Consider the following 14,006-nt stretch of genomic DNA (forward strand, 5'->3'; position numbering starts at 1 on the left):
GGAATGTCTGCCTCATTTTTTATGGCCTTCTTGCGCAGGCTCGCTATGATGGGGCAGAGAGGACGTCACTTGAGTTAAAGAGAGCATGATGTCGTCCGAAAACCGCTGCACACTTTTCGGCATCATGCTCTAGATGAGCTTGGACGGGGCGACGATGGACGAACGGGTACCTCGCGACTTCGAGACGCTGCGCGCCACGATCCTCGATCGCCGTGAAACCTTGCCCAAGCGCATCGCCCAGATCGCCGCCTATGCGCTCGACAATCCCGATGACATCGCCTTCGGCACCGCCGCCAGCATCGCCGCTTCGGCGGGCGTGCAGCCGTCCACCTTGATCCGCTTTGCCCAGCAACTAGGCTTCGACGGCTTCACCAGCCTGCAGCAGGTGTTTCGCGAGCGGCTGCGCGAGCGCAATTCCTCTTATGACGAACGCCTGCAGGCGCTGCGCGCCAAGGCCGATGCGGGTGCTGGACACCGCGCCATCTTCGACGGCTTCGTCGCCGCCGCCAGCACTTCGCTCAACGACATCTCACGCTCGCTGGACGAGGCCCATCTGGAAGACGCAATTGCGCTGCTGGCCAAGGCCGAGACCATCTATGTCCTGGCCAAGCGCCGCTCCTATCCGGTGGCGAGCTACATCGCCTATGCGCTGGGCAAACTGAAGATCCGCAACCAGCTGATCGAATCCGCCGCCGGCCTCAATGCCGAAATGGTCGCCTTCGCCACCCCGGCGGACGCCGTCATCGCCATCAGCTTCTCGCCCTACGCACCGGCCACCATCGAGGAGGCCCGCACCATTTCCGAACAGGGCGTGCCGATCGTCGCCATCACCGACAGTTCGTTTTCGCCACTCGCCCAGTTCGCCAAGGTCTGGTTCGAGGTCGCCGAGGCCGATTTCGCCGGCTTCCGCTCGCTGTCGGCCACCATGGCGCTGGCCATGGCGCTCACCGTCGGCGTCGGCGAGAAGCGGCGCAGCACCGGAAAGAAGCGTAAGGCCTAGGCCGGCGCCCGGCGCTCGAATTTGCGGAGGAATGCTCATTCCATATTGACTATGGATTGGAATTATTATTTCATATTCCCGGCGCCACGCTGCCGCTCGCGCGTGTCCCCCAACTACGTTGCTCAAGACAACAAGACCGACGGGAGGTTCCAATGAGCGAAGCCATGGACGCCAAACAGGCGACGCTCGATGTCATCACCATCGGTCGCGCTTCCGTCGACCTTTACGGCCAGCAGATCGGCTCGCGGCTGGAGGACATCACCTCCTTCGCCAAATCGGTCGGCGGCTGCCCGGCCAACATCTCGGTTGGCACGGCGAGACTAGGCCTGCGCTCGGCGCTGCTCACCCGCGTCGGCGACGAGCAGATGGGCCGCTTCATCCGCGAGCAGCTCAGGCGCGAAGGCGTCAATGTCGATGGGCTCAAGACCGACCAGGAACGGCTGACGGCCCTGGTGCTGCTTTCGGTCGAGAGCGAAGGCGTCTCGCCAATGATCTTTTATCGCAGCGACTGCGCCGACATGGCGCTCGCCGAAGAAGACATCGATGAAGCCTTCATCGCCTCGGCCCGTTCCATCGTCGTCACCGGCACGCATTTTTCCCGGCCCAACAGCGACGCCGCCCAGCGCAAGGCGATCCGCATCATCAAGGCCAGGGGCGGCAAGGTGGTGTTCGACATCGACTACCGCCCCAACCTCTGGGGCCTCGCCGGCCATGCCGAAGGTTTTGAGCGCTATGTCAAATCCGACCGCGTCTCAGCCCAGCTGAAGACGGTGCTGCCCGATTGCGACCTCATCGTCGGCACCGAGGAAGAGATCATGATCGCCTCGGGCGCCGACGATTGCCTGAGCGCGCTGAAGACGATCCGCGCGCTGTCCAAGGCAACCATCGTACTGAAGCGCGGCGCCATGGGCTGCATCGTCTATGACGGGCCGGTCAGCGACGATCTGGAAGACGGTATCGTCGGCAAGGGCTTTCCGATCGAGATCTACAATGTGCTCGGCGCGGGTGATGCCTTCATGTCCGGTTTTCTGCGCGGCTGGCTCGGTGGCGAAAACCTGGCAACGGCGGCGACCTGGGCCAATGCCTGCGGCGCCTTCGCCGTGTCGCGGCTGCTCTGCGCGCCGGAATATCCGACCTTCGAGGAATTGCAGTTCTTCCTCAAGAACGGCAGCAAGCACTTAGCGTTGCGCAAGGACGAGGCGATCAACCACATCCATTGGGCGACGACCCGCCGCCGCGATATCCCCTCGATGATGGCGCTCGCCTGCGACCACCGTGTGCAGCTTGAGGACGTCGCGGCAAAGACCGGCGCCGATCTGGCGCGCATCCGCGATTTCAAGGTGCTGGCGGTCAAGGCTGCGGCGAAAGTCGCCGCCGGCCGCGACGGCTATGGCATGCTGATCGACGAGAAGCATGGCCGCGAAGCGATGTTCGAATTCGCCCGCCACCCCTTTGCCTGGCTCGGCCGTCCCGTCGAACTGCCGGGCTCGCGGCCGCTGCGCTTCGAGTTCTCGCAGGACATCGGCTCGCAACTGGTGGAATGGCCGGTCGACCACTGCATCAAATGCCTGTGCTTCTATCACCCCGACGATCCGGCAGCGCTCAAGGATGAGCAGCAGCAGAAGCTGCGCTCGCTGTTCGAAGCCGCGCGGAAGGTCGGCCGGGAGCTTCTGGTCGAGATCATCGCCGGCAAGCACGGCAAGCTCGACGAAACGACCATCCCGCGCGCCCTGGAAGAACTCTATGCGCTTGGCATCAAGCCGGACTGGTGGAAGCTCGAACCGCAGGCGTCGGCCGGCGCCTGGGCCAAGATCGAAGCGGTGATCCTGAAGCACGATCCCTGGTGTCGTGGCGTCGTGCTGCTGGGTCTCGAAGCGCCGCAGGACGAACTGGAAGCGGCCTTTGCCGCCACCGCCAAGGCACCGATCGTCAAGGGCTTTGCCGTCGGCCGCACCATCTTCGTCCACGCCGCCGAACAATGGCTGGCGGGCAAGATGACGGATGACGAGGCTATCGCCGACATGGCCGCGCGCTTCGAACAGTTGACCGAAGCGTGGCTTGCCGCGCGTGGCCGTAAAGCAGCATAAAGGCGCGGCAAGAGGACTGCGGAGGAAAACACCATGAGCAAGACAATCCGCCTGACGATGGCGCAGGCGCTGACCCGCTTTCTGAGCAAGCAGATGACCGAGATCGACGGCAGACGAGTGCCCATCTTCGGCGGTGTGTGGGCGATCTTCGGTCACGGCAATGTCGCCGGCATCGGCGAGGCGCTGTACCAGCTGCGCGACGAATTGCCGACCTTCCGCGCCCACAATGAGCAGGCGATGGCGCATGCGGCGATCGCCTATGGCAAGGCCAATTTCCGCCGCCGCTTCATGGCCGCGACCTCTTCGATCGGCCCCGGTGCGCTCAACATGGTGACGGCGGCGGCGCTCGCCCATGTAAACAGGTTGCCCGTCCTGTTTTTGCCGGGCGATGTCTTCGCCAACCGCATTCCCGACCCGGTGCTGCAGCAGGCCGAGGACTTTTCCGACGGCACCGCGACGGTCAATGACTGCTTCCGTCCGGTGTCGCGCTATTTCGACCGCATCACCCGTCCCGAGCAGATCATCCCGGCATTGGCGCGGACCATGCAGGTGCTGACCGATCCGGCGGAATGCGGCCCGGTGACGCTGTCGCTCTGCCAGGACGTGCAGGCCGAGGCCTATGACTATCCCGAGAGCTTTTTCGCCGAGCGCGTCTGGCACCAGCGCCGTCCGCGTCCGGACCGGCATGAATTGGCGGCGGCGGTCACCGCGCTGAAGGGTGCGAAAAAACCGCTGATCATCGCCGGCGGCGGCGTGCTGTATTCGCAGGCTTCGGATGAACTGGCGAAATTCGCCGAGAGCGCCGGCATTCCGGTCTGCGAGACGCAAGGCGGCAAATCCTCGCTGCCCGACACACATCCGCTCAACATGGCGGCGGTCGGCGTCACCGGCACGTCCGCGGCCAACCGGCTGGCGGAAGAAGCCGATGTCGTGCTCGCCATCGGCACCCGCCTGCAGGATTTCACCACCGGCTCGTGGGCGCTGTTCAAGAACTCCGGCAAGACCATCATCGGGCTCAACGTGCAGCCTTTCGACGCCGGCAAGCACCGCGCGCTGCCGCTGGTCGCCGATGCGGCCGAAGGGCTCGCCGAACTCGGTGCTGCGCTGGGGAAGTGGAAAGCACCGGCGACATGGACCGACAATGCGACCCAAGGCAAGAAGGCCTGGCAGGCCGAAGCCTCCAAGGTGACGGCGTCGACCAACGCCGCCTTCCCTTCGGACGCGCAGGTGATCGGCGCCGTGCAGCGCGCGCTCGGGTCCGGCGTAACGCTGCTGAATGCGTCGGGCGGCCTGCCGGGCGAGTTGCACAAGCTCTGGCAGGCAGGCGCGCCCGGCTCGTACCATGGCGAATATGGCTTCTCGACCATGGGCTACGAGATTGCCGGCGGGCTCGGCGCCAAGATGGCCAAGCCCGACCAGGAGGTCGTCGTCATGGTCGGGGACGGCTCATACCTCATGATGAATTCCGAAATCGCCACGTCGGTGATGCTCGGCCTGAAGCTGACCATAGTGGTGCTCGACAACAGGGGTTATGGCTGCATCAACCGGCTGCAGATGGCCACCGGCGGCGCTAACTTCAACAACCTCCTGAAGGACGCGCGCCACGAGATCTTGCCCGACATCGACTTCGCCGCGCATGCGGCGAGCATGGGCGCTATTGCCGAGAAGGTGCCGTCGATCACCGGCCTGGAGACCGCGCTGCAAAAATCGAAAACCAACGACCGCACCACCGTGCTGGTCATCGACACCGACCCGCTGATTTCCACCGATGCCGGCGGCCATTGGTGGGATGTCGCGGTGCCGGAAGTCTCCGCACGGCCGCAGGTCAACGCAGCCCGCAAGGCCTATGACGAAAAGCGGCAGATGCAGACAATCGGCGATTGATGTACATGCACCCGCCCCCTACCTCCCCTTGTGGAGGTCGGACCGAAGGTCCGGTGGGGGTCTGGCGCCGCACCCCACCCTCCCCACAAGGGGGAGGGTGAACAAGAAACCGGAGCTAAAACTTGAAAGCCAAACTGGGCATGTCCCCCATTGCGTGGTGGAACGACGATCTTGCCGAACTCAGCGACGACGTCTCGCTGGAAGAGTGCCTGCGCCAGTCGCGCTCGGCAGGTTTCACCGGCATGGAAATGGGCCGGCGTTTTCCAAACGACCCCGAAATCATGCTGCCGATCCTGAAGCAGGCCGACGTGACGCTGTGCGGCGGCTGGTTCTCCGGCACCCTGGTTGATGAGGACATGGGCAAGAACAAGGATCGCATCCAGCCGATGATCGACCTGTTCAAGGCGGTGAATGCGCCTTGCATCGTCTATGGCGAGGTCGGCCGCTCGATCCAGGGCGATCGCTCCAGGCCTCTCGCCACCAAGCCGAAATTGTCGAACGACGAGATGAGGGCCTATGCCAGGCGCCTCACCGAATTCGGCGAATGGTGCGCCGAGCAAGGCATGCCGCTGTCCTATCACCATCACATGGCGGCAGTGGTCGAGACTGAGCCGGAGCTCGATGCCTTCATGCGCCATTCCGGCGAAGGCATTCCGTTGCTGCTCGATGCAGGGCATCTCGCCTTTGCCGGCGGCGACGTGCTGCGCGCCATCGACAACCACCACAAGCGGATCAGCCATGTCCATGTGAAGGATGTGCGCAAGGGCGTGATCGACGGGCTCGACCGCACGAAACAGTCCTTTCTCGACGCCGTGGCGCTCGGTGCCTTCACGGTGCCTGGCGACGGTTCGCTCGATTTCGGCGCCATCGTGCAGCGCTTCGCCGACCATGGCTATGAAGGCTGGTTCGTCGTCGAGGCCGAGCAGGACCCGAAAAAGAACCCGCCGCTGAAGATGGCCCAAGTGGGTTACAAGGAGCTGATGCGGGTGATGACGGCGGCCGGCTACACGGTCGAGACGCAAGGCTTTCCCAATGCGTAAGCCGGTCCGATGAAGGATTACGAGCACCCGTTCTTCCGGCCGCTGTGGCGGCGCGTTGCCGTCGTCGCCGTCTGCGTGATCTGGGCCGGAATAGAATTCGCCTCCGGCACCCCATTCTGGGGCATCATTGCGCTCGGCTTTGCCGCCTACGCGGTGTGGCAGTTCTTCTATCTTTACAAGCCGGTGGAGGAGAGCAAGGCTGCGCCTGATCGACCGAAGACCGGCGAAGCGAAGGCGGGCGCCGAACCGAAGGAATGAAGCGGCCGTGGCTCGGAAGGGCTTGCGGGTCGGACACTCGACACCTGGCGTATCGCCTACGTCGGTGATTGGCCGGAACGTCCCTCGCTTCGTCATCCTAGGGTCTTCGCGACGGAGCTTCGCTCTAGGATGACGAAGTTGAGAGGCCGACCTCGAAGACTTGCGATAGGAGACAAAACATGTCGAAACTGCTCGTCAAAGCCGACAAGGGCCATGGCCGCGTCGCGCATGTCACGCCCAACAGCGCCGGATGGACCTATGTCGGCTTCGACCTGCACCGGCTGAAGCCGGGCGAGACCGCATCCGGCAAGACGCAGGATCGCGAAGTCTGCCTGGTGTTCGTCACCGGCAAGGGCACGGCAAAGGCCGGCGGTCGGGAACTCGGCCTGCTCGGCGAGCGCATGTCGCCCTTCGAGGGCAAGCCGTGGTCGGTCTATATCCCGGAGGGTTCGGATTGGTCGGTCACCGCCGACACCGATCTCGAACTCGCGGTCTGCTCGGCACCGGGCCTGGGCGGCGGCTTGCCCGTTCGCGTCATCGCACCCGACGACCTCGGCCAGGAGACTCGGGGCAAAGGCACCAACACGCGCTACGTCACCAACATATTGCCCGAGGGCAAGCCCGCCGACTCGCTGCTGGTGGTCGAGGTCATCACGCCCGGCGGCCACACATCGAGCTACCCGCCGCACAAGCACGACCAGGACAATCTGCCTGCCGAATCCTATCTTGAGGAAACCTATTACCACCGCCTCAACCCGCCGCAGGGCTTTGCCTTCCAGCGGGTCTACACCGACGCCGACAAGTCGGGCGCCCGCGAACTGGACGAGGCGATGGCGATCGAGGACGGCGATGTCGTGCTGGTGCCCAAGGGCTATCATCCGTGCGCGGCCTGTCACGGCTACGACCTCTATTACCTCAACGTCATGGCCGGGCCGAAGCGGACGTGGAAGTTCCACAACGCGCCCGAGCACGAGTGGCTGACGAAGGCCTGATCGGCCTTCGCTTGCGCCGGAAGCGGTTGGTCCAGCAGCAAAAAATCGTCGGCTAACGATCCATGGGGTCGATTTGCCTTCGAAAACCCGCATAAGCTTCGTCAATCCGTCATGGAAATCACCTATGGCAGCGGGCTGACGAGGATTTTTTTCGATGCGCTACGCCATCTATTTCACCCCAAGGCAGGACGAGCCGTTGGCGCGGATCGCCGCCAACTGGCTGGGCCGCGACCCCTTTGGCGCCGCCACCAGGCCGGTCGAGGCGGTGGGCGAGCTGTCGGCGGCCGAAGTCGCCTTTCACACCGCATCGGCGCGGCGCTACGGTTTTCATGCGACGCTGAAAGCGCCCTTCCGGTTGGCCGCCAACGAAACCGAAAGCTCGTTGCGCGCGGCGCTGGACGCCTTTGCCGAAGCAACGCCGACGGTCACCATCCCGCGCCTGGTCGTCAGCCAGATCGATGGTTTCTTCGCTTTGATGCCGGAAGGCCCGCTGCCGCCGCTCCACCGTTTCGCCGATGATGTCGTGCTTAGCTTCGACCGTTTTCGCGCGCCGCTCACCGAGGCCGAGATCGAGCGGCGCAGCCCGGATTCGCTGAAGCCGGCCGAGTTCCGCAATCTCTGCCAGTGGGGCTATCCCTATGTGTTTGAGACCTTTCGCTTCCACATGACACTGTCCGGCCGGGCCGGGCCGCAGGAAAGCCAACGTCTGCGCGCGGCAATTGACAGCCTGTTCGCCGATGTGCTGCAGCAGCCGGTGCTGGTGGATGCGCTGACGCTGTTCGTCGAAACCGAACCGGGCGCTCCGTTCATGGTGCTTTCGCATCATGCGCTCGTCCGCCGCGCTGCCCGAAAAACCGCCTGACCGCAATTCGTCCGAGTAAGCAAGGACTGCCTGAATGACCGCCGAAACTGTTCTCCACAACGCCCGCATCGTGCTTGCCGACGAGATCGTCGAAGGGTCGCTCGTGCTGCGCGACGGTTTTATCTCCGGCGTCGACGCCGGCACCGGCCACACCGGCGGGAGCATGGGCGGCGAGGACATGGGCGGCGACTACATCATTCCCGGCCTGGTCGAGCTGCACACTGACCATCTCGAAGGCCACTATGCGCCGCGCCCGAAAGTGCGCTGGAACCCGATCGCCGCCGTCCTTGCCCATGACGCGCAGGTGGCCACCGCCGGCATCACCACCGTGCTCGACGCTTTGCGTGTCGGCATGGACGAGGACGCGGATATTACCTCCGACGACATCCGCAAGCTCGCCGGCGCGATCGAGGACAGCGTCGCGAAAGACCGGTTGCGGGCCGACCATTTCCTGCACCTGCGCTGCGAGGTCTCGGCGCCGGATTGCTTGCGGGCTTTCGCCAATTTCGATGGCGACGAGCGGGTCAAGCTGGCCTCGCTGATGGACCATGCGCCGGGACAGCGTCAGTTCGTCAATCTCGAGACCTACGCCCATTACTATCAGCGCAAGCTGAAATTGACCGATCGCGACTTCCAATTGTTCTGCGAAAAGCGGATGTCGGAATCGGCGAAGAATTCGGGACCGAACCGGGTGGCGATATCAGCCGCCTGCAACGAGCGGGGCATTGTGCTGGCGAGCCATGACGACGCCACATCAGGCCATGTCAACGAGGCGATCGAGCAGGGCGTGCGCGTCGCGGAATTCCCGACCACGCTGGAAGCCGCCAAGGCCTCGAAGGATGCCGGGCTCGGCGTACTGATGGGCGCGCCCAACGTCATGCGCGGCTCCTCGCATTCGGGCAATGTCTCGGCCCGCACGCTGGCCGGCGACGGCCTGCTCGACATACTGTCGTCCGACTACATTCCCTTCAGCCTGATCCAGTCGGCCTTCTTCCTCGGCGACGTCGTCGAGGGCATTTCCCTGCCGCAGGCGGTTGCGATGGTGTCGAAGAATCCGGCCGAGGCGATCGGCCTCAACGACCGCGGCGTCATCGAACAGGGCCGCCGCGCCGATCTGGTGCGTGTGCGCGTCGACGACCATGTGCCGGTCGTGCGCACTGTCTGGCGCCAAGGGCGCCGGGTCGCCTGATGGTCTCGGCGTCGATCGAGCGCGAACTCAGCAGCGAGGCCTTTCCGCTCCGCAACGGCGTGTTTGTCGCCGTCGTCGGCCCGAGCGGCGCCGGCAAGGACACGGTAATCGGCTATGCCCGCACCTTGTTTGCCGACGAGACGAGGCTGGAGTTCGTCCGCCGGGTCATCACCAGGCCGAGCGATGCGGCAAGCGAGGATCACGACACGCTGGCTGACGCGGCCTTTGCCGAGGCCCAGGCCGACGGCGCTTTCGCCATTTCCTGGGAGGCGCACGGCCTGCGCTACGGCATTCCGGCCGATGTCGACTGGTCCATCGCCAATGGCCATGTCGCGGTGGCCAATGTCTCGCGCGCAGTCATCCCGGTGCTGCGGGAGCGCTATGCCAATCTGGCTGTCGTCGAGATCACCGCCTCGCCGGAAATCCTCGCCGTGCGTCTCGCCCAGCGCGGCCGCGAATCGCGCGGCGAAGTGCTGGCTCGGCTCGCCCGCAGCGCCAATATCGCTTTGTCCGGCTCCGGCGTCACCTCGATCGACAATGGCGGCCGGCGCGAAGCCGCCGGAGAACGCTTCGCCGAGGTGCTGCGCAAGGCGATGGCCTTCTCGGATATATCCGGCGTGATGTAGCGCTACTCGGCCGCGACAGTCTTGCGGCTGGCATCGAGCATCAGCCGCCTTGCGCGGAACACGCCCCATTGCTGGTCGACCAGCACGCCGATCAGGATCACGCCGCCCATCACCGCGAAGTTGAGCGAGGACGGGATGCCGAGCAGATTGACCAGGTTCTGCAACTCCTGCAGCAGCACGGTGCCCAGGATGACGCCGACCAGCGAGCCTTCGCCGCCGCGCAGCGAGAAGCCGCCGAGAACGGCGGCGGCAATGGCGTAGAGTTCGTAGAACTGGCCGTGGCTGGCCGGCGAGATCGAGCGCGTGTACATGGCGAAATAGATCGCCGACAGCGCCGTCAGCACGCCGCAGATGACATAGGCGGCCATGACGACACGGCCGGTGCGAATTCCTGAATATTTCGCCGCCTCTTCGTTCTTGCCGATGGCATAGAGGTAGCGTCCGAACACCGAGCGGTGCAGCACCACCCACATGACGATCGAAATGACGATCAGTGCGATGAAGCTGTTGGGCACGCCATAGCTGCGGCCCGCAGTGAGGAATTCGAGCTCGGGAAAATTCTGGCCGAAGGCGAAGCCGGCGGTGCCGTCGGCGGTATAGAAACGGGCGACCCCGCGATAGATCAAAAGGCCGCACAGCGTCACCACGAAGGGCTGCAATTTCAGCCTTGTGATCAGCCAGCCATGCGCCAGCCCGATGATGCCGCCCAGCACCAGGATCAGCGGCAGCGCCACCGGCCATGGCATGTCGCGCACGGCGATGAAATCGATGAACAGCGTGCCGAGCAGCGCCACCAGCGATCCCACCGACAATTCGATGCCGCCGGTGATGATGACGAAGGCCTGGCCGATGGCGAGGATCCCGAACAGGCCGATCAGGTTCGAGGTGTTGGCGAGGTTGATCGGTAAAAGGAAGCGCGGGTTGATGGCGGTCACCACGGCGCCGACCACCAGGATCAGGATCAGCAGGCCGAGATCTTTTTTGCTCATCGTCTTCTCCCCAATGCGCCGGACCGGCAATCGCCTGAAGCCCGCTAGTTTGCCGGCTTGCCGACCGCCAGCAACAGCACGTTTTCCTGGCTGAATTGTTCCTTGTCGAGAATGCCCGAGATCTGGCCCTCATGCATGACGGCGATGCGGTCGGACACGCCGATCACCTCTTCCATGTCGCTGGAGATCATCAGCACGGCGACGCCGGCATCGGCCAAGGCTCGCATCAGCCCGTAAATCTCGGCCTTGGCGCCGATATCGATGCCGCGCGTAGGCTCATCGAGGATCATCACCTTCGGGTTCATCGCCAGCCATTTGCCCAGCACCACCTTTTGCTGGTTGCCGCCCGACAGCGTACCGGTGCGCGTCTGCACCGACGGCGCTTTGATGCCGAGATTCGCCTTCTGCTTCTCTGCGGTGGCGGCCTCGGAGCTTGCCGACACCAGCTTACGCTTAGCATGCCCCGGCAGGTTGGGCAGCGAGATGTTCTGCGCGATCGACAGGTCAAGCAAAATGCCGGTCAGCTTGCGGTCTTCCGGGACGAGAAAAATGCCATGCGCGACCGCATCGGCCGCCGAACCCAGCACGAGCGGCTTGCCGTCGAGTTCGAGCCCACCGCCAAGCGTGCTGTCGATGCCGAAGAACACCCGCGCCAGTTCGGTGCGGCCGGAACCGACAAGACCGGCAAGGCCGAGGATTTCACCGCGCCTGATGTCGAGGTCGACCGGCCGGGCAGGGTAGGCGGGGGTGCGGATGGCTTTGGCCGAGAGAGCCGTGGCGCCCGGCGCCCGAGCCGCCTCGGAGGCCTTCTCGCGCTCCTTCAGCATGCGGCCGATCATCAGCTTGACCATCTGGTCGTGGTTGATGGCGCTCTTCGGCAAGGTGCCGGCCAGCATGCCGTCGCGCAGCACCACGACGCGGTCGGCGACGCGCTCGACCTCATGCAGCCGGTGCGAAATGAAGATGACGCTGATGCCATCGGCCTTCAGCGCCTTGATGACGTCGAGCAGCTTGTCGGTTTCGGCAAGCGGCAGGCTCGATGTCGGCTCGTCGAGGATGACCAGCCGGGCCTTGATCGACAGCGCCTTGGCGATCTCGACCATCTGCTGCTGGGCAAGCGACAGCGAGGCAACCGGCGTATCGGCGGAAAAGTTGGCGCCGACACGCTTCAGCAGCGGCGCCACCATTTCGCGCAGCTTGGCGCGGTCGACCAATCTCAGCGGCCCGCCGCGCAACGGCTCGCGGCCGAAGAAGATATTGGCGGCAACATCGAGGTTTTCGAACAGATTGAGTTCCTGGTGGACGAAGGCGATGCCCGACCCCAGGCTGCCTTCGACGGTGAGCCCGTCATGCGCAACGCCGTCGACGGTGATGGCGCCGCTGTCCGGCCTGGTGACGCCGCCGAGGATCTTCATCAAGGTCGACTTGCCGGCGCCGTTTTCGCCGACCAGGCCGATCACCTCGCCCGGCCTGACTTCCATGGAAAAGCCGTCCAGCGCCACCACGCCCGGATAGGTCTTGCGCACGTTCTCGAGGCCGAGGAACGGGGTGGTTGCGACGATGGATGGGTCGGAATAATTCATCACGCCATATTTGATCAGGCTTGCCAGCAGCCGGTGGGCTACAGACTGACGGGCCTTGGCCGGCCCGTCAACACGATCGCCGGCTCAAGGCGAACCCTGAGCCGGCGCAACTGCTCGTGGTCTCAGTTTCCGGACATCGCCTTCAGATTGGCGGCATAGGCGTCGACATCGTCCTTACCGATGATCTTGGTCGGGATGATGATCAGGCCGCCTTCCGGAATGCCTGATTTGTCGCCCTTGAGATAGGCGGCCATCAGCTTCATGCCCTGATAGGCCCATTCGAAGGGCTGCTGCACAACGGTCGCCGCCACGGTGCCTTCCTTGACGCCGCCCAGCGTGATCGGATCGTCATCGAAGCCGACGACCGTGATCGAGCCGAGCTTCCCGGCGTCGCGCAGCGCTTCATAGATGCGCGGCGTGTTGTAGGAATAGAAGCCGACCATGCAGGTGATGTCGGGGCTGGCGACCAGCGCGTCCTCGACATTCTTCTTGGCGCGCGCCTGGTCGATGTCGTCGCCGCGCACGTCCACCAGTTCGATCTTGCTGCCGGCGAGGCCGTCCTTCATGCCCTGGATGCGTTCCTTGGCATTGTCGGCGCCGAGCAGGCCGACGAAGCCGAGGCACTTGCCGCCGTCCGGCATCGCCTTCTTGGCGATCTCGGCCGCCTGCTTGCCGGCGTCGACATTGGACGAGCCGATATAGGCGACGCGCTTGGTCTGCGGGGCATCGGAGTCGGTGGTGAACAGCGCCGTTTCCGACGCGATCTTGTTCAGACCGTCGGTCGAGGTCTTGGGGTCGACGGCCGAGACCATGATGCCCTTGACGCCGGCGGTCACCAGATCGTCCATCAGCCGCTGCTGGATGGCGACCGAGGACTGCTCGGGATATTTGAGTTCGAGATTGTAGTCGGGCAATTCGGCCTGCGCCTTCTTGACGCCGGCTTCGGCGGCCTTCCAGAAATCGGAAGCGCCGTTGACGACGAAGGCCAGCGTCGGTTTGTCGTCGGCGCGCGCAATGGCTGTCGCGGTCAGGCCAAGCAGCAGGGCTGCGGTGGCCACGGATGCATGTCGTATCAAGGATTTCATGTTCAACCTCCCGTTTTGGCTCAGTCATCGGACTGAACCGATCTTGCATTCACTGACTTGCCGCTCGCGATTTGGACGCCCTCCTCCTCAGGGGTTCCCGGCGCTGAAGAATGGCGTCGTCGGTCGCGATCACGGACTTTAGAGACTCATCCCGTGCTCGTAAATAGTCTGATTTGTCTGACATATCACATGTCCGAGACCAGGCTTGCGGAGGCAAACCCCGCTCACTATCGGGCCATTCACGTGCACTTCTCGCCGCGCGGGCTCACCTGACCGGACACGGCGGATTGACGTTACAGCGTCGTTTTGTATTAGTAAACACTATTAGCAGAGGTCTCGCGCGGACACTCGGCGGCAGCCCTAGGTCTAGTTTGCCCGAACAGGTACAGCACCGCTTCGCGCAAGCAGATG

At 64.1% G+C, this 14,006-nt stretch carries 12 protein-coding genes; 9 read left to right on the plus strand and 3 right to left on the minus strand.

Going from position 1 to position 14,006, the window contains the following annotated elements; translation table 11 throughout:
* Positions 1-154: 154 nt before the first annotated feature.
* From ACYG9Z_RS15280 to phnN, 9 genes are all read left to right on the plus strand, one after another.
* Positions 155-1,000, plus strand: coding sequence for a MurR/RpiR family transcriptional regulator (locus tag ACYG9Z_RS15280; protein ID WP_023672343.1), 846 nt, complete (start codon positions 155-157; stop codon positions 998-1,000).
* A gap of 152 nt (positions 1,001-1,152) precedes the next feature.
* On the plus strand, positions 1,153-3,087 hold the full coding sequence (locus ACYG9Z_RS15285; RefSeq protein ID WP_023752317.1) for a bifunctional 5-dehydro-2-deoxygluconokinase/5-dehydro-2-deoxyphosphogluconate aldolase: 1,935 nt from the start codon (positions 1,153-1,155) through the stop codon (positions 3,085-3,087).
* Between the two features lie 33 nt (positions 3,088-3,120).
* Positions 3,121-4,971 (plus strand): 3D-(3,5/4)-trihydroxycyclohexane-1,2-dione acylhydrolase (decyclizing), encoded by a 1,851-nt coding sequence (iolD, locus tag ACYG9Z_RS15290; RefSeq protein WP_352609069.1) that lies wholly within the window; start codon positions 3,121-3,123, stop codon positions 4,969-4,971.
* 122 nt (positions 4,972-5,093) lie between these two features.
* Positions 5,094-6,011 (plus strand): myo-inosose-2 dehydratase, encoded by a 918-nt coding sequence (gene iolE, locus ACYG9Z_RS15295; protein WP_023752316.1) that lies wholly within the window; start codon positions 5,094-5,096, stop codon positions 6,009-6,011.
* A gap of 9 nt (positions 6,012-6,020) precedes the next feature.
* On the plus strand, positions 6,021-6,269 hold the full coding sequence (locus ACYG9Z_RS15300; protein ID WP_023752315.1) for a hypothetical protein: 249 nt from the start codon (positions 6,021-6,023) through the stop codon (positions 6,267-6,269).
* A 179-nt stretch (positions 6,270-6,448) separates the two neighbouring features.
* Complete coding sequence (gene iolB / locus ACYG9Z_RS15305; RefSeq protein ID WP_023752314.1) at positions 6,449-7,261, plus strand: 5-deoxy-glucuronate isomerase; 813 nt, start codon at positions 6,449-6,451, stop codon at positions 7,259-7,261.
* Positions 7,262-7,415: 154 nt separating this feature from the next.
* Positions 7,416-8,123: a DUF1045 domain-containing protein gene (locus ACYG9Z_RS15310; RefSeq protein ID WP_023752313.1), complete on the plus strand. Its 708-nt coding sequence runs from the start codon at positions 7,416-7,418 to the stop codon at positions 8,121-8,123.
* Positions 8,124-8,157: 34 nt separating this feature from the next.
* Entirely contained in the window at positions 8,158-9,312 is a 1,155-nt protein-coding gene (locus tag ACYG9Z_RS15315; RefSeq protein ID WP_023752312.1) for an alpha-D-ribose 1-methylphosphonate 5-triphosphate diphosphatase, read from the plus strand.
* Positions 9,309-9,938 carry a phosphonate metabolism protein/1,5-bisphosphokinase (PRPP-forming) PhnN gene (gene phnN / locus ACYG9Z_RS15320; protein ID WP_023752311.1) on the plus strand — a complete coding sequence of 210 codons (630 nt, stop codon included), beginning with the start codon at positions 9,309-9,311 and terminating at the stop codon, positions 9,936-9,938. The genes ACYG9Z_RS15315 and phnN overlap by 4 nt, the downstream gene beginning before the upstream one ends.
* 2 nt (positions 9,939-9,940) lie before the next feature.
* Here phnN and ACYG9Z_RS15325 read toward each other — a convergent pair whose 3' ends face one another.
* From ACYG9Z_RS15325 to ACYG9Z_RS15335, 3 genes are all read right to left on the minus strand, one after another.
* Entirely contained in the window at positions 9,941-10,927 is a 987-nt protein-coding gene (locus ACYG9Z_RS15325; RefSeq protein ID WP_023684050.1) for an ABC transporter permease, read from the minus strand.
* Positions 10,928-10,971: 44 nt separating this feature from the next.
* On the minus strand, positions 10,972-12,510 hold the full coding sequence (locus ACYG9Z_RS15330) for a sugar ABC transporter ATP-binding protein (RefSeq protein ID WP_023752310.1): 1,539 nt from the start codon (positions 12,508-12,510) through the stop codon (positions 10,972-10,974).
* A gap of 122 nt (positions 12,511-12,632) precedes the next feature.
* Positions 12,633-13,595, minus strand: a complete 963-nt coding sequence (locus ACYG9Z_RS15335) for a sugar-binding protein (RefSeq protein ID WP_023684049.1) — start codon at positions 13,593-13,595, stop codon at positions 12,633-12,635.
* Between the last annotated feature and the right edge of the window lie 411 nt (positions 13,596-14,006).

This window comes from Mesorhizobium sp. RSR380A (genome assembly GCF_054719385.1).

What these genes read in the sequence shown, in the direction of transcription:
- ACYG9Z_RS15280 (WP_023672343.1), top strand. Translation starts at nt 155, where the DNA reads ATGGACGAACGGGTACCTCGCGACTTCGAGACGCTGCGCGCCACGATC.
- ACYG9Z_RS15285 (WP_023752317.1), top strand. Translation starts at nt 1,153, where the DNA reads ATGAGCGAAGCCATGGACGCCAAACAGGCGACGCTCGATGTCATCACC.
- iolD (WP_352609069.1), top strand. Translation starts at nt 3,121, where the DNA reads ATGAGCAAGACAATCCGCCTGACGATGGCGCAGGCGCTGACCCGCTTT.
- ACYG9Z_RS15300 (WP_023752315.1), top strand. Translation starts at nt 6,021, where the DNA reads ATGAAGGATTACGAGCACCCGTTCTTCCGGCCGCTGTGGCGGCGCGTT.
- iolB (WP_023752314.1), top strand. Translation starts at nt 6,449, where the DNA reads ATGTCGAAACTGCTCGTCAAAGCCGACAAGGGCCATGGCCGCGTCGCG.
- ACYG9Z_RS15310 (WP_023752313.1), top strand. Translation starts at nt 7,416, where the DNA reads ATGCGCTACGCCATCTATTTCACCCCAAGGCAGGACGAGCCGTTGGCG.
- ACYG9Z_RS15315 (WP_023752312.1), top strand. Translation starts at nt 8,158, where the DNA reads ATGACCGCCGAAACTGTTCTCCACAACGCCCGCATCGTGCTTGCCGAC.
- ACYG9Z_RS15325 (WP_023684050.1), bottom strand. Translation starts at nt 10,927, where the DNA reads ATGAGCAAAAAAGATCTCGGCCTGCTGATCCTGATCCTGGTGGTCGGC.
- ACYG9Z_RS15330 (WP_023752310.1), bottom strand. Translation starts at nt 12,510, where the DNA reads ATGAATTATTCCGACCCATCCATCGTCGCAACCACCCCGTTCCTCGGC.
- ACYG9Z_RS15335 (WP_023684049.1), bottom strand. Translation starts at nt 13,595, where the DNA reads ATGAAATCCTTGATACGACATGCATCCGTGGCCACCGCAGCCCTGCTG.